This window comes from Candidatus Poribacteria bacterium (genome assembly GCA_009839745.1).
GTDB lineage: Bacteria > Poribacteria > WGA-4E > WGA-4E > WGA-3G > WGA-3G.
This window is the reverse complement of record VXPE01000075.1, coordinates 1-23,022: the sequence shown is the minus strand read 5'-3', so window position 1 is coordinate 23,022 and position 23,022 is coordinate 1. Positions and strand designations below refer to the sequence as shown.

17 protein-coding genes and 2 tRNA genes are annotated in these 23,022 nt (G+C 49.3%); 13 read left to right on the top strand and 6 right to left on the bottom strand.

The annotated features are described in order from the left end of the window. The first annotated feature begins 107 nt into the window (after window positions 1–107). From F4X88_12295 to F4X88_12285, 3 genes are read left to right on the top strand one after another with little or no spacing between them, the layout of a single operon-like run. On the top strand, window positions 108–770 hold the full coding sequence (locus F4X88_12295; protein ID MYA57070.1) for a cytochrome C assembly protein: 663 nt from the start codon (window positions 108–110) through the stop codon (window positions 768–770). After that, window positions 771–1,118: a CcmD family protein gene (locus tag F4X88_12290; GenBank protein ID MYA57069.1), complete on the top strand. Its 348-nt coding sequence runs from the start codon at window positions 771–773 to the stop codon at window positions 1,116–1,118. It abuts the gene before it with no gap. Continuing rightward, window positions 1,099–1,548, top strand: a complete 450-nt coding sequence (locus F4X88_12285) for an SRPBCC family protein (GenBank protein ID MYA57068.1) — start codon at window positions 1,099–1,101, stop codon at window positions 1,546–1,548. Before F4X88_12290 ends, F4X88_12285 begins: the two co-directional genes overlap by 20 nt. Before the next feature lie 3 nt (window positions 1,549–1,551). Here the strand turns inward: F4X88_12285 and F4X88_12280 are convergent, their stop codons facing one another. The 5 genes from F4X88_12280 to F4X88_12260 form a co-directional block, all read right to left on the bottom strand. Continuing rightward, window positions 1,552–2,223: a transglycosylase SLT domain-containing protein gene (locus F4X88_12280; protein ID MYA57067.1), complete on the bottom strand. Its 672-nt coding sequence runs from the start codon at window positions 2,221–2,223 to the stop codon at window positions 1,552–1,554. Window positions 2,224–2,430: 207 nt separating this feature from the next. After that, window positions 2,431–4,017 carry a capsule assembly Wzi family protein gene (locus tag F4X88_12275; GenBank protein ID MYA57066.1) on the bottom strand — a complete coding sequence of 529 codons (1,587 nt, stop codon included), beginning with the start codon at window positions 4,015–4,017 and terminating at the stop codon, window positions 2,431–2,433. Further along, a complete protein-coding gene (gene nadE / locus F4X88_12270; protein MYA57065.1) occupies window positions 4,014–6,137 on the bottom strand; it encodes an NAD(+) synthase in 2,124 nt (707 codons plus the stop codon). Before nadE ends, F4X88_12275 begins: the two co-directional genes overlap by 4 nt. Window positions 6,138–6,191: 54 nt before the next feature. Beyond that, window positions 6,192–7,454 carry an asparagine synthetase B gene (locus F4X88_12265; GenBank protein MYA57064.1) on the bottom strand — a complete coding sequence of 421 codons (1,263 nt, stop codon included), beginning with the start codon at window positions 7,452–7,454 and terminating at the stop codon, window positions 6,192–6,194. A gap of 126 nt (window positions 7,455–7,580) precedes the next feature. After that, window positions 7,581–10,214 (bottom strand): hypothetical protein, encoded by a 2,634-nt coding sequence (locus F4X88_12260; protein ID MYA57063.1) that lies wholly within the window; start codon window positions 10,212–10,214, stop codon window positions 7,581–7,583. A gap of 344 nt (window positions 10,215–10,558) precedes the next feature. Here F4X88_12260 and F4X88_12255 point away from each other — a divergent pair, with 344 nt between their 5' ends. Together F4X88_12255 and F4X88_12250 are read left to right on the top strand one after the other, a co-directional pair. After that, window positions 10,559–11,329, top strand: a complete 771-nt coding sequence (locus tag F4X88_12255; GenBank protein ID MYA57062.1) for a LamG domain-containing protein — start codon at window positions 10,559–10,561, stop codon at window positions 11,327–11,329. A 71-nt stretch (window positions 11,330–11,400) separates the two neighbouring features. Then, complete coding sequence (locus F4X88_12250; GenBank protein MYA57061.1) at window positions 11,401–12,087, top strand: DUF1080 domain-containing protein; 687 nt, start codon at window positions 11,401–11,403, stop codon at window positions 12,085–12,087. 36 nt (window positions 12,088–12,123) lie between these two features. On the opposite strand, the gene F4X88_12245 is transcribed toward F4X88_12250, so the two are convergent. Then, a complete protein-coding gene (locus tag F4X88_12245) occupies window positions 12,124–13,185 on the bottom strand; it encodes a transposase (GenBank protein ID MYA57060.1) in 1,062 nt (353 codons plus the stop codon). A gap of 619 nt (window positions 13,186–13,804) precedes the next feature. On the opposite strand from F4X88_12245, the gene F4X88_12240 reads away from it, so the two are divergent. The 8 genes from F4X88_12240 (at window position 13,805) to F4X88_12205 (ending at window position 23,021) form a co-directional block, all read left to right on the top strand. Continuing rightward, window positions 13,805–14,272, top strand: a complete 468-nt coding sequence (locus F4X88_12240; protein ID MYA57059.1) for a redoxin domain-containing protein — start codon at window positions 13,805–13,807, stop codon at window positions 14,270–14,272. A gap of 171 nt (window positions 14,273–14,443) precedes the next feature. Then, window positions 14,444–14,515: transfer RNA gene (locus F4X88_12235), tRNA-Gly, on the top strand. Window positions 14,516–14,572: 57 nt separating this feature from the next. Continuing rightward, window positions 14,573–15,676: a tetratricopeptide repeat protein gene (locus F4X88_12230; GenBank protein MYA57058.1), complete on the top strand. Its 1,104-nt coding sequence runs from the start codon at window positions 14,573–14,575 to the stop codon at window positions 15,674–15,676. Window positions 15,677–15,733: 57 nt separating this feature from the next. Continuing rightward, the gene (locus F4X88_12225; protein ID MYA57057.1) at window positions 15,734–16,759 is read left to right on the top strand and encodes a hypothetical protein; all 1,026 of its coding nucleotides are present in this window, start codon (window positions 15,734–15,736) and stop codon (window positions 16,757–16,759) included. 241 nt (window positions 16,760–17,000) lie between these two features. After that, complete coding sequence (locus F4X88_12220) at window positions 17,001–19,418, top strand: endonuclease MutS2 (protein MYA57056.1); 2,418 nt, start codon at window positions 17,001–17,003, stop codon at window positions 19,416–19,418. A gap of 12 nt (window positions 19,419–19,430) precedes the next feature. Further along, window positions 19,431–21,269 (top strand): DNA primase, encoded by a 1,839-nt coding sequence (locus F4X88_12215; protein MYA57055.1) that lies wholly within the window; start codon window positions 19,431–19,433, stop codon window positions 21,267–21,269. Further along, window positions 21,269–22,810, top strand: a complete 1,542-nt coding sequence (locus F4X88_12210; GenBank protein MYA57054.1) for a sigma-70 family RNA polymerase sigma factor — start codon at window positions 21,269–21,271, stop codon at window positions 22,808–22,810. Before F4X88_12215 ends, F4X88_12210 begins: the two co-directional genes overlap by 1 nt. Window positions 22,811–22,948: 138 nt before the next feature. Then, window positions 22,949–23,021 (top strand) — tRNA-Ile (locus tag F4X88_12205). The last annotated feature ends 1 nt before the right edge of the window (window position 23,022 follow it).

Below are 23,022 nucleotides of genomic sequence, written 5' to 3'. Positions count from 1 at the left end.
TTTTTGCTATCTTCAAATAGCGTTTTAGCGATAGACCTCGTTGAAACCAACCAGAGACCTGCCCCAAATATAATGGAGAGCAGTCCAAGAGTCTAATAGTTTAAAAAATGAAAATTATAGGTATTATCACCGCGATCCTCATCTTTATCTCGCTCTATCTCGTCTTCGGATATGCCCGCATTGAAGGCACAATGCTCGAAGTTCAAAAAATCTTCTACTATCACGTCTCTGCTGCACTCACCGTTTTTGTCGCCTTCGGTGTTAATTGCGTATTCAGCATCAAATACCTCATCCAACGAAAATCCACCGACGATCTTCTCGCAGTCGCCGCGGCGGAACTGGGCCTCGTCTTTTGCACGATTGCGTTGCTGTCGGGTCCGATCTGGGCGCGATACGCTTGGAATACATGGTGGAATTGGGAAGCACGTCTCACGAGTACACTCGTCCTTTGGCTCATGTACGTCGGTTATTTTATGCTCCGTTCCGCGCTGGAAGGCGACAAACGCAGGCTTTATTCCGCCGTCCTCGGTATTATCGCCTACCTTGACGTCCCCATCGTCTATTATGCCGTAGACATCTGGCACGGAGGGTTGCATCCAGACCGTGGCACCAAATGGAATCTCGAAGCAACGATGCGGCAGACATGGATGGTGGCACTGCTTGCATTCATTATGCTGTTTGTTCTACTGCTCATCGTGCGGTATCGGATGAAGAAGGCGGAAGCGCGTTACGAAATCGTTCGGCAGAAATACTTAGGGGAGGCATCCTAAATGAAAATAGCGGTTCTTGTGAGTTTTGTGGTGGTTTTAGGTGTATTCATCTTTGCAACTCAAGCCCCAGTCACCTTGACAGCAGACGAAGTCGCGAAGGCTATTGAAGAAGCAAGTTCAGAATCCGAAGTTCCTGTAGATGAAGATATCTTAGCACAAGCCATGCAACTGTCCGTTGTGAAACTCGAAAAGGCACAAAGCACACGCCTCAAGTATCTTGCCTCCGCCTATTTGGTTATCTGGTTAGTCTTTGTTCTATATATCCTAAACTTGGATCGGAAGCAGCAGGAACTCGACAAACGCTTAGCACAATTGGAACACGAATCCGATGAAGACCTTCCTTTTTAAATCACAACAAACAATTAAGAAGCCACTCACAGAAGTCTTCGATTTTTTCTCTGACGCACATAACCTCGCTGCGATTACGCCGCCGTGGCTCCGTTTTGAAGTCCTAACCCCGGCGCCGATTGAAATGGTCGTCGGAACGCGTATCGACTATCGGTTGAAATTACGAGGCATTCCGATTCGTTGGCAGAGCGAGATTACCGAGTGGAACCCTCCATACACCTTCGCGGATGCGCAACGTCGGGGTCCGTATCGGCTCTGGCAGCATACACATACCTTTGATGAAACGGAAGACGGTGTTGTTGTAGGGGATACGGTCAAATATGCGGTCTGGGGAGGTGGACTCGTTAATAAATTTTTCGTGCGTCCGGATATAGAAAAAATCTTTTCTTACCGCACCGAACAGTTAGATGAAATCTTCCATCGGACTTAGTCTTCAGAGGAAAAACAGCAACCCCTCATAGAAACGGATGCGTGCGTAGTAGCGCATCACGCGTTCTACATGTCCCAGCGTCTGGTTGGCACCTTCAAAATAGCCGTGGGGCGGTTTGCCGCCTTCCCAAACCCCGTAATGCATGGCGGTGTGTTGTTTCGTCAGCTGACTGAGTGTAACACTCACGGGTTCCCAGAGAAGAGGATCTCCCGTCTCATGGTAACGAACGAGTGCTTGGGCATCGCGGACCCGTCCAAGCCCCCCGTTATAACTCGCTAATACCAAACGATGCTGATGTTCGTGTGGGCTTTCTCGGAAAGCGTTGTATAACGTCCGTAGGTGGCGCGTTGCTCCCGCAATGTTCTCATTCGCATCAAACGGGTCTTGGACACCAAGTTCCTTCGCCGTGGTCGGCATCAATTGCGTCAACCCCAATGCACCCGCCGCGCTTTTTGCCTTTTCGTTAAACCCAGACTCCTGCACAATCAAGGCGCACACCAATCGAGCGTCCAACGCTTCTTGCGCGGCGTGTTCCTGAATTACCCCTCTATACTTGAGAATTTTCGGGGTCAGCACAAGCAACCGCAGGTCCAACGGGAGGCTAATAACCAAACCGAGGACGAGGATTAAAGCGAGTGTTGCGAGAATAAGAATGAATGTCCGTTTACGCAGCATTTCTATTTACCCAAAATGGTTGTTAGTTGTCAGCTAAGAGAGGGTTTGGTTCGACCAGATCCCTCTTTAACTAATAACCGATAACCGATAACTAACAACTATTAATAGGACTTAGCATGTCCTCTTAAAGTCCCCCTGATAAGGGGGATTTAGGGGGTTAAATCACTGAAATATATTGCTTTTTCGCGCAATTTGCGTAAGTCATGATTAAAACAGATACCCCATCTGAATCGCGAGTCGATGTGCTTGGCGGGTCGCCCCTTTACGATGTTCGGAATTCTGCGTGTAGTGCCATACGTATAAGAACGAGGCATTCCAGCCATTCAGGGGACGGTAGAAGAACCGCCCACCGATTTCCGTTGTCCGTGCAACAACACCCGTCGGAAAGGGAAGTGTCCTGAAGTCTTCCCCATAAAACCGATCTGCGATTGTGCCTTCCCCCTGTCGCGTGAACACAGCGCCAACCTCTGCATCCGCGGAGACAGTTAATTGATAGGTGGCTGAGAATCGGACTGTATCGGAATCAGTGCTGATTGGATGTCCGATTACGTAGCCGAAGTGTGTGAACTGATTATCAGGCACCAGATGTGTGTAAGCCCATCGGTTGACGCGTGCGTATTCACTGTGAATTCCGAGGTGCCGCCCCAGGTATTGCGGATACCATGTCGCTCCCAAGAGCCATGCCACTGCATGTGGATCGTTCGCCTCAGGAACGTATTGAATGTCGTCGATGACCCATTCACCATACAAGCGCACGCCATCAATCGGTCGGATGGCAGCATCAAAGGCGAACATAACGTTATCGTCGGCTTTGGCGTTGTATTGCAGCGCGTAATAGAAAGTAATCGGATTTGCGTATTTCCATTCAAGCGTCTGGGCATCGCCACCGTAAAGCACCCATTCCGCGACCCCGATTTCCACGCGATCGTGGCATTGGTAATCGAGTCGGTGTCCACTGATGTAACGTTTCGCGAGATAGCGTTTTTCACCGTCATCATACCACGTTGAATCAAGTTGCGCCGTAAACGCTGTGGCTTTGAGTCGGTTTCCGAGTCTACTGGTAAGTCGGACCTGGTCAAACGGTGGCGAGTTATCGGAGATGCCAACGGTTTTGTATGGACTCGCCCCCCAAAAGAGCCAATCCCTGCCGACAAGCAGATCAAGGTGCGCGCTATTGACCTGCAAATAACCTCTCTTAAAGTCGCCAGTGTAGTCCGCACGCCAACGTTCAATCCGTTGCTCTGCCGTCTTCCCGTCCAAGGGGGGACTCTCAAAATTATGTCCCTCAAATTCAGAGTAGAGGGTTAGGCGCGGTGCTTCTCGTTTTTCGAGCTGCCCAAGTGTATAGTGAAACCCCCATTCAAACGCCGGAGCCGCTTTTTCTTGAGTCATCCGAAGTTGTGGCAGGAATCGCATCCGTCGTCCATCGCGGATCGCGAGTTCCTTCGCGAACTCTCGTTTTAATTTTTCTAAGAGTTTCCTATCTATCGCTGACGGAACGACAACGCCGCCGCGAATGCGCGATTCAGCCTGCCGTATCGCTCCTGCCACGTCTGTTCTTGACAGCGGTGCCGTGTGTCGATGGAACCCACCGGTGATACCATCGGTTTCCAACTTCGCGAGTGCCTCAGCAACCCAACCATCCAAATTCAACGGAACATTGGGTGCCCCGAATGCCGTGCTGAGAAAGAGCACAGAGGCAAAGAGAAGCGTGAAAGCGTAGAAGATTGGAAGGGTGGGAGTGGACGGCTCAGCCGATGATTCCCGATCGCTGCCAGCCGATCGCCACATCACTCTGCCTCCAATTTCTTAACATAGACATCAATACGTCGGAATTGCCACGTCCATTGAACGTTATAGAGGAACTGCCGTAGATCGAAACGATTGTCGTCTGGCGAATAGGATTCAGCGTGATAGGAGGGTGTTAGCGTCGTCATTTTGTGTCGATTGATAGCGTAGTATCTGAAAAACCGTTTGACCTTCTCGGCAACCTCGAATGCGGACAGATGGTCCCACTCCTGGACCAATTTTTCAAACATACTGACAGGACCGCACTGCTCCATTTTTCGGAGTTGTCCGAAACGACTTAATTCGGCGTAAGTCATCCCCATATCGTCTTCATCGGTTTGCGTATAGGTTTCGGTTATCGGTTCCAGTTCTGCTGTCGGTGGTGCGTCAACGATTTCCGAGAGAGCCGTATAACCGAGATTGTGTATAGCCCAATTCAGGAATCGACGTAAGTCGTGTTTGCTAATCCCACCGATCGGGTTGATGTCGCCGCTGCTGCAATCATATTTTGTGAGATACCCGCGTAGTGCTTCGTCAACATTCCCCGTGCCCAACACAAGAAGTGTGCCGTCTCGATTCCGCACCCACGGCATCATCTGCGCGAGCAGATAACTCAGCACCATTCGCAATCGTGCCTGTATGTTCTGGAGTGCCTGATTTTCTCTGTAACTGCCCCCTTCAACCTTAAATCGAGGGGTCTTCTGTGTAATACGGGTAAAGAGCGTCTGCAACGCAGTGACGAGTCCATCCATATTGATGTTGAGATGATCGGCACCGATCTGCTCCGCAAGCTGCTTCGCGCGTTTTTGGGTGTCGCGAGAACTATTCTCTGTCCCGATGTAGCATGTATACAGTAAACGATTGGCGAGGACACGCGGATCCGTGAAAACGTCGGGAGTTTCACCCGCATTCAGCCACCGTTCTACATCGCGAATCACCGTGGCATCCTTGTCGCGTATGGCTTTCGACACCAACTGACACATCGAACCGACAAGCGTAGCAACGGCACCACTGTCAGCCCCCCCAGAGAGTGGAATGAAATACCCACCCGCACCCGATCTGCGTAGATAATCCCAGAGCCAGCACGCCGGACCCAAAGCGATCTCTTCCTCAGGTTCATGCATCTGTGGCTCGATTGGCAGAGAAGATTGGAAGATTGGAAGATTGGAAGATTGTCCGCCGCTCCTGCTATCCTTCCCTCCTTCCATTCCCACATCAAAATCAATATCTATCTGCGGTAACGGCTCCATTTTGCTTGCCTGGACAGCTCGACTCGCCTTCGCACCACGATACGCCCGCACGTCGTGAAGGTTCACCGTCGCGGTGACGACTTCCACATTTTTGAGGGAGAATTGGGAACCTTGGGCTAAAATCTCGCCGTTTTGGGCAATCAGTGCACACCCATCGAAATAGAGTCTACCGCCGTCGCATCCCTGTTGGTTGGCATAGAGATAGACCCCACCGTTTTTGGCACTTGCGTTCCTGATGAGCGCGATGCGGGTGTCTAATTTCCGTAATTCGTGGTGAGACCCTGATCCGTTCGCTATGATTTCAACACCCGCATTACCGAAGTGTATGTGTGGACTCATCGGCACAAAGAGTTCCTCGCAGGTCTCCGATGCCAAAAATGTGTCCCCAGTGGCAATCGCCGCGATGCCGATAGGCACTGTCCGCTGACCTGTCAGTTCGGCGATCTCGCGCGGAAGTGTATACGGTTCGGTATTCCAACCGCGTTCCCATGCTGTAAACCAACGATGTTCCCTGTAATTACCGTCGCTCGCCAGGACCATCTTGGGACGAATCAGCAGGAGTGTGCCATCCAATACGAAGACCCGACAGTTATATCGGACGTTCTTATGCATGACAGGCATCCCAATGTCACACAGAATACCATCCGTCCGTCCGCTTTTGAGGATGCATGCCAGCGACTCCCAACTGTGCAGGAGGGTGTCCAATTCCAGAAAATGGTCTTCACAGGAGTACCCTGTAATCTCCAGTTCCGGTCCCAACCGATACCGAGCCCCGCGTTCCTTCGCAATCTCTATGGATTCAATAATACGCTCGGTATTCCCTTCAAAATCGAGACTCCATTGATTCAGGTTGCACGTTGCGAGGACCGCTTTCATTGCCAACTCCTTATTGCCAACTCCTTATGTTTTATCCTCATAGCGCGTTGAAAGTTAGGTCTTCTGTGGTTTCTTACGCGCCGCCGGAAATAGGATATTGTTCAGGATTAACCTATACCCCGGTGAATGTTTGTGCAAATCAAGGTTCGTTGGTATTTTTCCCTCACCGACAAGGTGACGGTAATCCTCCGGATCGTGTCCACCGAGGAATGTAAACGTCCCCTTCCCCAATTTGCCGTGGATGTATTTTGCGTAGTTGCTACCTTCTACCTGCCCTAAGATGGTCACAGAGCCACGAATCTTGTCCATATTAAAGGATGTCGTCTGTCCGAGATACCCCGGCACAATGCTTACGTGATTCTGCGTGAGCATCGTCGGAATGGGATCATGTTTCGCAGCAAACTCAAAGAGTTTGAAATCCTCAATCCCGCTCTGTGCATCCCGATCAGGATTCGGGTTGTCAATGTCTGAGAATTCGTATCGGAATGGGTTCGTGTAAAGGCTAAAATTCTCAAATGCCAAAGTGCGCTGAAAGTCGAGGTGGATATGGGCATCCGATTCAATCGGTGTCCCATCCAATTCAGGCGCAACAATATCGAGTGCCCCCCCGCGTGCCGCCAGAGCAATGTCAAGGGTTTCTGGCGCAGAACACATGGCAAAAACAAACCCACCGTTGACGATATAGTCCGCGATCATCTGTGCCGTCTGCCCTTTATGCCGCGCCACCCGACCAAACCCTGCCGCTGTGGCGGCTTTTTCAAACATCAGCATCCGTTGCTGATACCAGACCTGCGTGGAAAATGCGGCGTGGAACTTACCGTGCTGACCTGTAAAGTCCTCGTGATGGAGATGAAGCCAGTCGTACCCTTCTGTTTCTAACACCCCACTTTGGACCTCTTTGTCCCATATTTCATCGTAGGGAATCTCTGCATAATCTAAGGCGATTTTGACTGCATCGTCCCAAGGATCTCGGTAGGGTGATGCCTCTGAGGGGGCATACACAGCGATTTTGGGGGCTTTTTCCAAGAGAATCTCGTCCATGTTGCTACCTTCGAGAACAGATTCCTTTATACTGAGGTAATCGGCGTGATTTATCGGTTCAAAGCGCACTCCCATCAACGCCGCGCGTATCCGCACGTCTCGCGAGTCGGGTAGGACGAACGCACCCCCGCGATAGTTCAACCACCAGTAGCATCGGTACTCTCGCGGAACCTCTAATGCCCAGTATGTCAGCCCGTAAGCCTTGAGGTGGTTGGTCTGTGCCCCGATCTCCATCGGTATCAGGAGCCATTCCGCACCAGCCACGTTTACCGTCATCAAACACAATAGTAATATGAAAACAGAGATTTTTAAACGATTCAATTGCGTGTCCCTTCTAATTCGCTTTTCCAAGAGCATTAGGGTTACAAACCCCTCCCACAGTGAAAAGCGGTCAAGAAACGATTATTTAAAACCTAAAACCGCGGGTTCGTGTCCAAACACAATCTGCCCGTTGGACATCATCGGTGCTTCAGTTGTTTCCGGGTTCTGCGTATCAATCTGCCAGAGTTGTCCATTATTCTCATAGAGGATCCAGCGTCCCTCCGACGGCACCCATACCGGATGCGAGCCCCCTTTTTGCGTTAACTGCCGCTCCGTGGGTTCCCCTGTATCTGAATAGGTCATGAGCCAGACCTGTGGATAGGTGCCTTCTGTTCTTGTAAACGCCAATTGGTTCGGATTCGCAGGGGACCACGTCGGTTCCGTATCATCAGCAGGGGATACCACAATCGGCTCTATACTTTTTGTCACTTGGTCAAAAGCGTAAATGTTCCGAGCATGTCTTTCGGCATCCGGATTTTCGATTGTTCCCGCTGTGACGTAGGCAAGCACCGTGCCGTCCCTGTTCCATGCGGGTGTAAAACTTTGTAACGCCGTTGACGGCACAATAAACTCGGATTCCGTCGGAATATGTCGGATGATAACGCGGCTCCGATTTCCATACTCAGGACGCGCATAGGCAACATAATCCGCATCAGGCGATATTGCCACATCTCTTGCCATCTGTCGGCTGTCAAGTAGGAGCGCACCGCTGCGCTGTTCACGACTCCGGACGATAACGTTTCCTTCCCTGTCTTGAAAGATGAGTGTCCCATCATTCGCGACGGATGGATTATGTCCGGCACCCAATGGCGCATTGGTTCCATCCGAGGCAAGTCCCCAGATTATATCGTCATAGGAAAAGTAGATGTGCGCTGGCAATTGTCCCGTTGAAGATACCACTTCTGCGGTAATGCCATCTTTCGGCGTAAAACGCTCTTCGTTCCCGAGTTCCCAACCTACCCCGTTGGCTCTCCAGAGAAAACCGATGCCTTTTGTCCAATATTTCCACTCCTCGTTCATGCGTCCATTCCGGGTGAGCCTAAAAATATCTTCAGGTTCGCCATGCTGTTTTTTGATTGCCCACCGTCCCCCGTCCTCAATTTCCGCCATGTTCCCCTTTTCGTCGATGTAACTGGCGAGGATGTCGATATCAATGTGCGGCGTCGTCTGTCCTGAAAATACACTGACCGCTGTAGGTTCACCGCGCGTCGGGCGGCGCGTGCCGTATATTCCGACCCCATCGGTGATTCCCGTTGCTCCGTCATTGTTTGCGTCCATGATTGCCATGACATAGTAGGCACCCGGTAGAACACTGACCTGATAATTACCGTCTCCCGCCAGAGAAATTGGCATGGCGATCGGTGCGCTGAAATCAGGGCTATAAGAGAGGGTCAAAATACCCTGTTGAACGGAATGCCCATCCCACGTTACGCGTCCTGCGATCCTGCCCTGTTCGATATGTGCTTCAATGCCCGGGGGTGCGGCGTGAAGGTGTCCGTTCGCGTCGTAACGCCCGCTTATCACAAGTTCGATGTCTCGGTTCTCACCCTCCATAAGGACGATCGGAGCCGGGGGTTGTGTCGTGATGTCCACTGTTCCATAACCACCCAAGCCGTCGCCTTCACTGTATCTACCGTTTTTATCGGCATCAGAATTAACAATAACGTAGTATTCCCCCGGCGGGAGCGCGATGCGGAATATACCGCCTGCTGCGGTTTCTCCGCTCGCAATCGGTGTAACGAGAGCGGGTTCGGCGTATACCTCAACACGTGCCGTTGCATCTTCAGGTAGCGATACATGTCCTGTGAGTATACTCGTATTTTCGGTCGCCGTCCTTCTACGGGTCTGATAGGTCGCCGTAATCGCTATTTCAATATCTTCGGTGAACTTATTCGGCGAAATGAGTACGGGTTCGGGGAATTCGCCACGCTTCCGCATATCTTCGACACCGTAGAACCCGAAGTCGTCGCCTGTGTCCAATTTGTTCGTGTTATTGTTATCCACAATCGCCATCAGGTAATACTTCCCCGGCAGCAGATTCAACGCCCACGCCCCTGTATCCGTGACGGGACCAATACCCGCGCGATATTTCCAAGATAGATCCGTATACGCAAGGATCAAGGCTTTCCGATTTCCAAGGCGGGCTTGAGGATTCACAGGACCTTGACCGATCTTGAGTGAGCCACGACACCCAGATGTCGCCGTCCGCAAAGCCGTCTGGAATCGCTGGAGTTGACTCGGCTCATATTGGGAGGTTGGAACGATCTTAAGTTCCCCTTTAATACGTGCCGCACGCGCCGTTATCGGAATCTCTAAGCCCCGAATCTTCTGTCCGTTATCTACCGCAATTAACTGATACCCCTGCGCTTGGTCGTTCCAATCGGTGATACCGAGGATCCCCAAGCCGTCCCCCGCATCGAATTGCCCCGATTTATCCACATCAACGTAGGCAACGATATAGTAGCGACCCGGCTCAACGCGGATCGTGAATTGTCCATCGCCGAGTTGGGGGATCCCGGTGGTATACAACGCTTTGAGTTCTTTATCCCGGTAGACCGACACGCTCGTGTGGGAGAGATCCTGTCCCTCCCAGATAACACTTCCGGATAGGGTGGCTGTCATTCTTTGGGTGGCGGCGTTTTGTTGGGCAAAAATTTCTTGGCAGAAAACCAGCCCGATACTGATGACGAGTAGTAACGGTATCAATCGTTTCATTTTTTATTCCTGTTCACATGTTTTTCTCTTGCTTTTACAATGTTATTTTCAAATTGTAGTTTAGATTACAGATCACTTTGCTGTAGGCAGCGCAACCCGCCTGTTCCTTGATTCTGATTCAGACGTGGCACTGAGATGATTATATGGTAACATATACAGGTATAATTTGCAAGCGGCGAAATTTCCGAGTGTGTAGATGTGTAAATGTATTTGCTTTTGTCTCAACGATGTGTTATAATTGTATATAATTTACCGATGCGGGTGGAAGCACAATCTGTTTTCTATCCTTGAGGAAATCTACTCGCGCTGAACCTCAATTTGAACTCAAAGAGGAGCAATTGACAATGAGAGTAAAAGTCTATTACATCTGTGCTGTACTGCTGATGTTGAGTCTCTCGGCCCCCGTGGTCTTCGCAGATCCAGGTGCTCAAGAAGATAACCTGCTTGGGTGGTGGCTATTTGATAGCGAAAAAGACGAGATGGGGAACTGGGACGATATAGATCTCCACGGTGCCGAACTCAAAGGTGGTCAGCTGATTGTGGAGACAGGAAAATGGGCACACGCCCTCGAATACAGTGGACCCGACATTGAAGAGAAAACATTGATGACCTGGGTCGCTCTGGACAACCTCGCCGCGACGAAAGGCTCAGCACTCACGTTAGATAAAGCCACAGAGGACCAATTTAACGCGATTGTCTATGCCGAACGCCAACCGAATCAATGGATGTCTGGAAGCAGTTGGTTCCACCGCACGGAAGACTTCCCAAAAGCGCACAACGAGAAGAAGGAAGGCGAAATGGTTTACTTAGCCTTCACTTACGAAGATAAGGGTGGAACTTACAAGATTACGGGATACCGCAACGGTGAGAGCCTCGGCAGTTATGAAAAGGGTGAGATCAAAACCTGGCCCACAGGTGATGCTGAAATAATTTGGGGAAAACGGCATACAAACGGACTCGGTGGTCCCGGAGAGCTCAACGCGCACATTGAAGAATCCCGAATCTACGCCGTCGCGTTGACCGAAGCTGAAGTTAACGGAATGGAACCCGAGAGTCTCGATGTTGTCCCCCAAGGGAAACTCGCGACCCAATGGGCAAAGCTTAAACGGAAATAGGTTCTTAAGGATAGGGCGAAACCCAAGTGGATTCGCCCTATTTCAGATGAGGTTAACGGTAGTTTTCGACCATGATGGACGTTATGAAAAACCGACTCGCCCTGCTCCTCATGTGCATCAGTCTCTATGCCGTCCCTCTCGCAACTGCTGAAGAACACGTTTGGACCTTTGATAATGATGCCTCCGATTGGGCACCCGCGAACGGCAGCTGGGAAGTCGGAGAAGGCATCTATAAACAAACGACACGCTGGGGTGAAGCACAAAAGGCATTGGTTGACGGGGTAGAATGGGGAGACCATACGTTGGAAGCGAAAGTCCGTATTGATGACGGACACTGGGGCGGTATCGTCTTCCGAGCACAAAATGAATTTGAGTACTATGTGTACCTCATCTGTCCGAAAGAGAATAAGTCGGAGTTATGGCGACACAAACGCAGCACTGCTTTTAAAGACGGATTTGAAGCACGCGATGAAATCGAACACGACATTGAACCTATCGGACTCACGCTGACGCGCAACGAATGGTTCACGCTCCGAGTTGTCGTTGAAGGCAGTCGCATCGCAGTTGCGATTAACGACATAGAACAGGGTGTCTTTCTTGATGATGCCTATCCCGTTGGGAAAGTCGGTGTCTGGACGTGGGATACACAAGCCAGTTTTGATGACGTGAACGTGAAGGGTAACACCACAACATCCCTTACGGCAATTGAGCCTCAGGGGAAACTCGCAACGTCCTGGGCAGCTATAAAGAGACAGTGATAGACCCCGCCCTAAAGGGCGAGGCTTCTGCAATCGTTAAGCAGAAGCATTTGTGGTTTTCAGAAGCGGACTACTCGCTTCAACGGAGATACCTACAATTTTGTTAAACAAAACAATAGGATTTACTTCTCCTAACGCAAAGGAAGCTACCCCTTCCTTAAGGATATTGATAGCAGCGTTTTGGTCGCGGTCAAGATATGTATCACATTCAGGACACTGCCAATGACGATCTGTGAGCGTGAGGTTTTCATTTTTATGTCCACACACACAACAGCACTTTGTGGTGGGAGTCCATCGCCCAATCTTCAGCACAGAGCGGATACGCTTATGAGATTGATGCTTGAGTTTTCGCATGAACTCACCGAAGGCAAGATCGGAGACCTGTTTACCCCAAAGGCGTTTCATTCCTTCAAGGTTCAGGTCCTCAAAGAACAGAATATCAAACTCACGACACAACTCTATCGCAAGTTTCCAATGATGATCGGTTCGTTGATTTGCCGTTTTCTTATGGATACGCGCAACTTTCTTGCGTTCGCGTTCTCGATTATGAGACCCTTTGACCTTGCGAGAATGCTCCTGCTGGGCTTTCGCCAACTTCTCGGCATTCTGTTTGTAGAACATCGGGGAGGCAGGCTTTTCACCATCACTGGTAGTCAAGAAGTCTTTGATACCAAAATCAAACCCTTCGGCTTTACCCGTCTTGGGTTCGTATCGGACTTCCGTAAAATCTTCTGTGAGGGTGATATACACATCTCCAAGTGCGTCCCTTGTAACCTGAACGCGAAGGATTTTACCTTCAATCGCACGATGCAAGGCGAAGCGATACCAGCGTCCATTCAAGCGGATTTTGTAGGTCGGATGGTTTCTCTGGTGTTTCTGTTTCTCCAAAACTTTTTCAAGCGGGGCTTGTATGCCATCAAACGTCATTCCCTTGTATTTCTTACACGACTTGAATTGGGGGTGTCCGCGTCCAAGCGTTTTCATTTCTCGAAAGGACTGTGCCAAACGTTTGAGCATGTTTTGCAGAGACCACGAATACGGGATATGCCAATGCTGATACTTCTCAAGTTTTTTGAGTCTCGTCAAGTGCTTGGACATTTTAGAATACGAAAGTCCCTTCCCATAGCGGCGGTAATACCGCATAGAAAGCCCAATGAAGTGATTCCGCACAACGCCGATGATATTCAAGTCGTCGTGCAAATGCTTCAAAGACTTATCATGAAAAAGTTTGTGTGTCGTGTTTCGCATGGTATATCAGGTATCAGGCGTTTATCCCCTTCTAAGTGGGAGGCAAGCACATTGCCGAGTGGCAACGCTTAGAATGCTTGCCAACCTGATACTCTAATTATACCACATTTTTAACTCAATGTCAAATGTTTTTTGACACAACCATAGGCGGTGTCTACATCCCCGCCTTAAAAGACGGGGTTTTGACACCGAAGAATTTGATAAACTTACACCTACCGAAACCAAATAAACGTCCCTAACGTGCATACAACATAAAAAAATTTAACCGTTAACAACAAAACGTTACACTTTTTGCTATTTTTATCTTTTTTTCTCGTAGAAGACCAGACACGAAACGTCTATAAACCCTTACAGTTATTGGGTTTTGTGTCTATAACCTATACACCCGCAATGTTACACCAAGTGTAACATTTTTACCGAAAACTCTCATTATCTCAACGCGTTTTTCAGGCGCGATAGGAGGATTTTAATGGCAGATGTAGGAAGTGCTGCACCGGATTTCACACTCACAGGTGCAGTTAACCAAGAAGATGTTGAAGTTTCATTGAGCGACTACGCAGGCAAAAATTTAGTCGTGCTTTTCTACCCGCTCGCTTTTTCACCGGTCTGTGCTGAACAGGTGCCAGATTTCAACGAAAGTTTGTCAGCGATTCAAGCGAAAAATACCGAAGTCATCGCCATCAATCGCGATTCAACGTTTGCCCATAAGGCATGGAGTGAAGTGCTCGGTGGTGTCGATTTTCCGCTTCTTGCCGACATGAACCTTACCGTCTCTAAGCAGTTCGGTATGGCACTCGAAGACGTCGGTATTACCACGCGTGGTGTCATTATCATCGATACGTCTGGCAATATCGCCTTCAAACACGTCGAAGCGGCGCCCCCCGACAATACGTTGTCACCTGCGCAAGTTCTGGGTGAGTTAGACAAATTGCAATAAACCTTTTAGAGCAACCGGGACCGTTTGCGCGGTCCGCGTGCCTCAACCTTATGAAAAAGTGGGCATCTGGCGAAACTGCAAACCGTGACTCTCTACCTGCCAACGCCCGCTTTTCATTTTAATTTTCACAACATTGACAACGCCGAAAGGATATGGTATAATACCATTAATGCGGGTGTAGCTCAGCGGTAGAGCGTCAGCTTCCCAAGCTGAGGGTCACGGGTTCAATTCCCGTCACCCGCTTAAACATTTGCCCACTTAAAGTATTTAACTGGAAATCGCCTAAAACTGAGGAAATCCATGGCACGAGACCAACGCTTAACGAAAGAAGAAATCCAAGAAGACAAATTTATTGAAGGACTTCTAACAACCTACCAGTTCCTTAAAGAGAACCTGCGAACCATCATCATTGTGGTGGGAATAGTCCTTATCGCTGTCGCAGGCTATGCGGCATATTATCAGAATCAGGAAAACCGCCGCGCTGAAGCAACAATCGCGTTGCGGGACGCCACCGAAACCTATCGAACCGCCGAGGAAAGTCTTTTCGATGCAGAGAAATTAGCGGAAAGTGAAGAATCCCTCGCATCCGCCCAGACGCAGCTGCAACAGGTCTTTGAGAAATATCCGAATACCGCTTTTGCTGACCAAGCCCGGTATCAATACGCGAGTTCACTTTATTATCAGGGCAACTACGCAGAAGCACGCTCACAATTCCAACAGATTATTGCCAACCATCAACCCGAAAATCAGATCTACAGTCTGTACGCGCAGAAGGCAATAGGCAACACCTACGAACAGGAAAGCAACTACGAAAAAGCCGTTGACGCTTATCAGGCAAAAGCATTCCCGCCCACACCAGAACTCCCAGCAGAGATTCGGCAGTTCGTGCTTGCCGAAGCCAAATTTAATCAGGCAATTGTTTATGAAAAGTTGGGGAACGCCGATGCCGCGCGTGCCGCATATAAAGAGATCGTGGACGAATTCCGGACGACCCTTGAAGTCGGCATATCACAAAAGAGCCTTGAGGTCATTGAAGACGCAAAAGTTGTTATCGCTGCTCTCGGTGAAACGTTGGACCTCTCAAATGCGGAAAAACTGGAGAGCGAAAAGCGTTACTACGAGGCTTATGTCGCCTATACCGACGCGATTCGCACCTATAAAGTCAACAAAGACATTCAGGGCGGATTATCCACGGAGCTCCGAAAGCAGATCGGAAGTTTTGAAAAAGAAGCGATCACATTGATAAATAGCATTCAAAACGCCCGTCGTGCCGACGACGAAGGCAGAGAAAGTTCAGCACTTTACAGTTATGATCTGGTTGTTGAACTTGAAAAACTGGGGTTAAGTCGCCGCCTTTATGAGAACGCGCTGCTCCATTACAAACGTCTCGGCTCCGTCCAGTAATTTTAGTTTTACTAACAATTTTTCTACTTTAATATTTTTTAATATTAAGGAGCAGCAATGATGCTTTATAAATATGGTCGTCCGCCTTACTTCGCTGCCAAACCCCTCGGATTCGCTATTTTAGGAGTCCTTTTTTTAACCCTGCTCCCTTTTGCATCGTTAGGCGAAGCGGCACCGACAGGACACCTGGCGTATGCAGTCAACGGATTCGATGAAAACCTCGGTCGCTTCGATTGGAATCTCTATACAACAGCAATCAAAGGCACGAAGGATTTGAGAGCGATTCCTTTGAACCTCAAAGGGATGTATCCCTCGTGGGGTCCGAACGGGGATACCCTCTATTTCATTCAACGGGATGCTGGGCACTCTAACGTTTATTCCATTAATCCCGAAAATCCAAAGAACAAGAAACTCATTACACCCTCGGCTGGCACGTATCGGTTTCTCTCCGTTTCTCCCAATGGCAAAAAACTCGCTTTCAACGGTTGGACAATAGATCAACTTCCGCAAGAAAATCAGATATGGGTCCTGGATATCGAGACGGGTGAGATGGAAGTTATGACGCAAGTCCCGCATCAAGGATGGCCCTATTCATTTTGGGGAATGTCCTGGTCGCCAAATAGCAAGCGACTCGCCTTTTCGCTCTCCAGACCCGGTTGGTTGGAACATCTCTACCTCTTAGACGTTGAAACCAAAGAGATAGAAATCTTGACCGAACTCCATAAAGACTTTTATCCGGTGTGGGCACCCGATGGGCAACGGATCCTCTTCCTCAGATGGAACAGAGAGTTTGATACGTTCTGCACAATTGATATCGAAACCAAAACGATTGAGGCGTTGTTCGATGTAGACAAAGCCACCGGGTATTGGGCAGACTGGTCGCCTGGCGGAGACTATATAGCATATTCTCGGTGGGGGTCGATCTATCTTTATGACTTCGCCACCGATGAAACCGAAGTGATCGTCGAGGTCGATGGTAGCGTTTTTGTCATTGCTTGGTTACGCGACGGAGAGCTACTGCCAGTCGAACCGCAAGAGAAGTTAGTCACGACGTGGGGCAACCTTAAGCGTAAGAATTTTTAAATGTTCGCAAGGCGTTAAATGAAGTCTTCTGTGGGTTTTCGTTTTTCTGTTATATCCGCCTGCGTGTTTTTGCTTGGGGATTTCTGCGTATTGTTGCAGGCTGCTGTCTTAGTATAGAATGGAAAACTGTAGCCCGTAAGCGTAGCGGAGGGGTTTTTGCTTGGGCGTTTCCCCTTAGGTCTACGGAGAGGCACGTTATCTGTCAAACCCACCTGACCGAACCGCAAGGAATAATTAAAAAGTGGTATCCAGTGTTGAAAAAGCATTAGAATACGACAAAATCCGTGCACTCCTGAAAAAATACACCGCTTCTCAACTCGGAACGGCACGTGTTGACACCCTCGCGCCCTCTTGCGATGTCGATAAAGTCCGCTATCTACTCACGTTGTGCAGTGAAACGAAATTCTTTCATCAAGTTTACGGTGGAATACCGCTGAACGGTTTAAAGGATATCCGCAAATCGCTAACCCACGCTGCCAAGACAGGCGCGCTTTTAGATGCTGAGGAACTTCTTGATGTCCGAAAGGTCGCACAGATTCCCGAAGACATCCATCGTGTCTTCAAAAAACGTGATCGGGAGGAGTTTCCCAACCTCTTCGCGATTGTCGATGCCCTGCCGGTGTTCCCAGCGTTAGTTGAAGCAATCAGCCATTGCATTGACGCTGACGGAATACTGCTGGATCGCGCAAGTCCTGAGTTGCGCGCCCTCCGTCGCAAATTGTCGCGTCTTCGTGAAAATATACACCAAAAGCTCGAAGCGACGCTGCGTTCACCGGAACATCAGAAAGCAATTCAGGAACAGGTCATCACCTCTCGAAACAATCGGTATGTTATTCCAATAAAACAGGAAGCGCGTTCATCTTTTCGAGGCGTCGTTCAGGGACAATCTACAAGTGGGGCAACCTTTTTTGTAGAGCCTTTGGAAATCGTCCAGATGAACAACGCCCTCCATGAAACCGCTGAAGCCGAACAACGTGAAATTCGACGCATCCTCCTTGACCTCACCGATCGCGTGCGCGACCACCTACACGAATTGGAACTGTCTCTCGATCTGTTAGCAGAATTCGATTTTTTGAACGCGAAGGCACGTTTTAGTCTCGCGTTAGACGCCGTTGAACCGAAATTGAATACCCGTGGTGTCGTCAAATTGATTGAAGCACGGCATCCGTTGTTAGAATTCCATCTTCAAAACGAGCGTCCCTCGGATGCCGATTCGGATAGAAGCACGGATCTACCAACGCGTGTTGTGCCGACAAACATCCATATCGGTAAAACGTTCAATACACTGATTATCACCGGTCCGAATACGGGTGGCAAGACCGTTGTTCTCAAAACGGTCGGGCTCTTAACGCTCATGGCACAATCCGGCTTACATATCCCAGCGGAACACGGAAGTCAGGTCGCTATCTTCGACGAGGTCTTTGCTGACATTGGCGATGACCAAGGTATAGAACAGAGTCTGAGTACTTTCTCCTCACATATCACGAAGATTGCGGAGATGCTTCGGAAAATCGAACACGCCAAATACTCGCTCGTGTTGTTGGACGAGATCGGTGCCGGAACGGATCCCAGTGAAGGAACCGCTCTCGGTATGGCACTCCTTGAGTGGCTCGGTGAAAGACAGGTGAATACCATCGTCACAACGCACTATGGCGCGCTCAAAGCGTATGCCCATACACAACACACCATGGAGAACGCTTCAATGGAGTTTGACTGGACGACGCTGCGTCCGACCTATCGACTCCAGATAGGTATACCTGGAAGTAGCAACGCTCTAAAAATCGCCTCGCAACTCGGAATCCCCACTGAAATTCTTGATGAAGCACAAACGCATTTAGGGAATAACACCGTCGCTGTTGAAGACCTTCTCGTGCGTTTACAGCAAACACAAGATGAACTGGAAACAGAACGCACACACTTACACCATAAGATTCAAAAAGCCGAAGTCGCCTCCGAGAAACATACACAACTCCTTCAAACCCTTGAAACCGAACGCCATACCTTAAAACAGCAGGCTGAGTCTGAGGCTCGCGACATCGTTAACAACGCACGCACAACCGTAGAGAAACTTGTCGCTGATATTCGCAAACAACAAGCCTCGAAAAATAGTATCCGAAACGCTTTTTCACAGATAGAGTCCGCCAAAAAATCGCTAAAAAAAGAACCCCCGAAAAAGCAATCTCATCCACCAAAACTTAAAGTTAACGTCGGTGATAAGGTCAGGGTCAAAAAACTCGACCGATTTGGAGAAGTCCTCGCTATCAAATCGCGCGGTAAAACACCCCTTCAGATTCTGGTTGGGAATATGCAAATGCAAGCCGCTTACCACGAAATCGATTCCGTGCATCCAAAACAGGAATCATCAAACCTTTCAACGTCTGTCCTCGATATCCAATACAGTAAATCCAATACAATCAGTGGTGAGTTGAATATCCGAGGATTGCTTGTAAAAGAGGCGTTAGACGTGACGGATAAGTATCTTGATGACGCGTATCTCGCGGGTCTCCCGACAGTTCGTATTCTTCACGGCAAAGGGACGGGTGCCTTGCGAAAAGCCGTTCATGACGAGTTGCGTGAGGATCCGCGTGTAACCAAATACCAATTCGCGCCACTCAGCCAAGGCGGTGAGGGCGTAACCGTCGTTACATTCAAAGAGTGAGGCAGATTCACCGTGAACACCCCCCAGACAAGAGGCTCTGTGCCACGCGAAACAATTGATGAGATTCAGAGTCGAAGCGATATTGTTGAAGTCATCTCCGAGTGTGGGGTCGCCCTGCGTGCTGCGGGTCGAGATTACAAAGGACTCTGTCCGTTTCACGATGAAAAGACCCCCTCTTTCACAGTCTCACCGCAAAAGCAGATGTTCTATTGCTTTGGATGTCAGACGGGGGGCAATGTCATCTCTTTTGTGCAAAAGCACGAAGGTAAAAACTTCATTGAGACGCTGGAGTGGTTAGCGGGTCGGCTGAATATTGACCTCCCGAATCAGGACAGTCGGGGGAGCGCGAACCGAAAACGGTTCACGACTTTGGAGGATCTCAACCGGTTTGCTGTGGAATACTACCACAATCAACTTCTCACTGATAGAGCCGGCGCGTCGGCGAGGCAGTATCTCAGGCATCGCGGTGTCCAATTGAAAACGCTCCGTTCTTTTCAGTTGGGCTACGCAAAGGCTGGGCGCCGCGAGCTTATTAAAGTCGCAACAGATAAAGGTTTTACGATCCAACAACTCATTGATGCCGGACTCATTCGGGATGAAGATCGGGGTCCACAGGATCGGTTTTGGAACAGGGTCCTTTTTCCGATTTACAATGAACGGGGGACACCCGTTGGATTTGGGGGACGCTCGCTCTCTGAAGAACATCAACCGAAGTATCTGAATTCTCCGGCGACAGTTCTATATGATAAAAGTAATATCCTTTATAACCTCGACAAAGCACGCCAATCTATCTACAAAAAGCAGCACGTGCTGCTTGTAGAGGGGTATATGGACGTTTTGATGCTTTTTCAGTCGGGGATTGAGAATGTAGTGGCATCCTCTGGAACCGCGTTGAGCGAAAATCACGCGAAATTATTGAAGCGGTTTGCTCCTGAAGTTATCATTGTCTATGACGGAGATGCCTCCGGTCTTCAAGCCGCACAACGTGGATTGCACCGACTGCTCGCTGAGGGATTACGGGTGCGCGTTGCCCTGCTACCTACAGGCGAAGATCCAGATTCGTTTACGCGACAACACGGCGCAACGGCGTTCATGGAACTCACGGAAAAGGCGATAAATCTCATCGAATTTCAGATTCAAGCCGCCATCCAACGGCAGAACATTCATCGGGTTGATGTGAAAACACAGGTCGTCAAAGAGATTGTTGAGACGCTCCTAAACCTTCAGAATCGGGTAGAGCGGAGCGAATACATCAGATACGCCGCACGGGAACTCCACATGGAGGCGTCGGTCCTTTGGCAGGAATTGAGAGATATGGGGTTCAAGGAAACCCCGACTCCGAATCAGCAGCGGCGAACCAAGCCGAAGAACCAAAAGTTGACACCCCGCGCACAAATTGAACGTCAATTAATTGAAGCCTTAATCCAAAACCCAGCGTTAATCTCGCATGTCAAACCTCAATTTGACTATCAGAGTTTCACGGAACCCTTTTTTGTTAGAATCGCACGGTTGCTGTGGGAGGCTTGTACGGATGACGAGCATGTGGACATCCAAACCCTAATTAATGAATGCCCTGACGAAAAACTCAGAGCGTTTATTTCAGGTGCAATGCTACAAAGAGCACATCCACCGAATCTACTACAGGCACGGGTGGACGGATGCCTTAAAAAACTACGGCATTTCCTCTTGCGCGACCTTGAACAGCGTGTTCGCTCGCACGCACTCGCTGAGGGGGCAGATAAAATAGAAACGCTTGAGGAATTGGTAAAACTCTCGAACCAAAGACGCGCTTTACGTAATCGCGAGACCGCGGACACTCATGAGGAAAATCTAAATGAAGGAGGAAATTGATGGTGGATTTCAAAGATCATTCTACCCTTGATTACCTGGATACCGAGAACAACGACGAACTCGGATATGAAGACGAAATGGCAGAAATAGCTGCAGCTGGCACAAGTTACACGGACGATTCCGTGAAGGTGTACATGCGCGAGATGGGGAAATTTCAACTCCTTGATAAGCTGCAAGAGGTGGAACTCGCTAAGCAGATTGAGGCAGGACATCGCACGGCTCATGAAGCGACCTTCGGCACAGCACTCGCTATTACTGAAGTTCGGAAACTTCTCTATAAAATCGTCACGGCTAAAAAGCGTGCCTCTGATATTATTGATATGCCTGTTTCGAGCAACTCGACACAGGATAAGGAACGCAAACTACGCGAACAGGTCAAGAAAGCGTTGGAGGTCCTTGAAAACTTAGAGATGGAACGTCTTGCCGCGACCGCGCCTGCCACTGCTAAAAACGGAGGGAAAACCGCCGCGAAATCGAAAAATCGTCCCAATCTTATTAAGACACTCGAGCAACTTAAGATTGACCGAGAGGAAATTAGCAAAATTTCTGACCTTGTCAAACAAGCCGAGTATCAGATTAGCACGTGGGAAAGTGAAATCCAGTACCTTCAGCAGAAATATGAGATTCCCGATGAATCGCTCAACGGCACTAACGGAGCGGATCGCGAGTTTAAAAGCGACACCGCGAAAGCCGCATACATAAACATTGTTCGGTTACAACGCAATATCCGACAGCACATGACCGAAATTGGTGTCCCCCGGGAACGCCTCAAGGCACTCACACAACAGATTGACAAGGGTGAATCCGAGGCACAAGACGCAAAAATGGCGATTGTTGAAGCCAACCTCCGCCTGGTCGTCAGCATTGCAAAGAAACATCGACACCGCGCATCGGGACTCGAATTTCTCGACTTGATCCAAGAGGGGAACATCGGCTTGATGCGGGCAGTGGACAAATTTGATTATCAGCGCGGCTATAAATTTAGCACCTACGCCACCTGGTGGATTCGTCAAGGGATCACGCGTGCTATCGCTGACCAAGGACGCACGATCCGCATCCCTGTCCACATGCACGAACGCATTAACAAAATCAGGCGTGTCCAACGTTCGCTCTTACAGGAGTTAGGCACTGAACCCTCAGCTGAAGAGATCGCCGCCGATCTCAAGATTTCTACCAATAAGGTCGCTGAAGCCTTAGCCGTCGCTCCTGAAACAGCCTCTTTAGATACCCCGATCGGTGAAGAGGATGAGAACCCTCTCGGTGCTTTCATTATGGATGTGGACTCTCCTTCCCCTGTCCAAGAAGCCGAATTGAATATACTCAAAGAGCAGATTCAGGAAGTCCTCTCCGAACTCAATGAACGGGAAAGAAAAGTAATTTCGCTCCGTTTTGGGATTGAAGATGGTTATCCAAGGACGCTTGAAGAGGTCGGCAATATCTTTAACGTAACACGGGAACGCATCCGGCAAATTGAGGCGAAAGCACTCCGGAAGTTAAGACACCCCAGACGCAGCCGAAAACTCCGAGATTTTGTGCATTAGCACTAACTTTGCTGCAGGTAGGGGAAATACCCAAGCAAAAATACCTCGATTCTCGACTCCTGATTGCTGACAACTATTAAAATTTGATATTTTTTTCAAAATATGATATAATTTTTGCATTGAACTTGTTCTAAAAGGGGGCCCATAGCTCAGTGGTCAGAGCCGCCGGCTCATAACCGGCTGGTCCTAGGTTCGAGTCCTAGTGGGCCCAT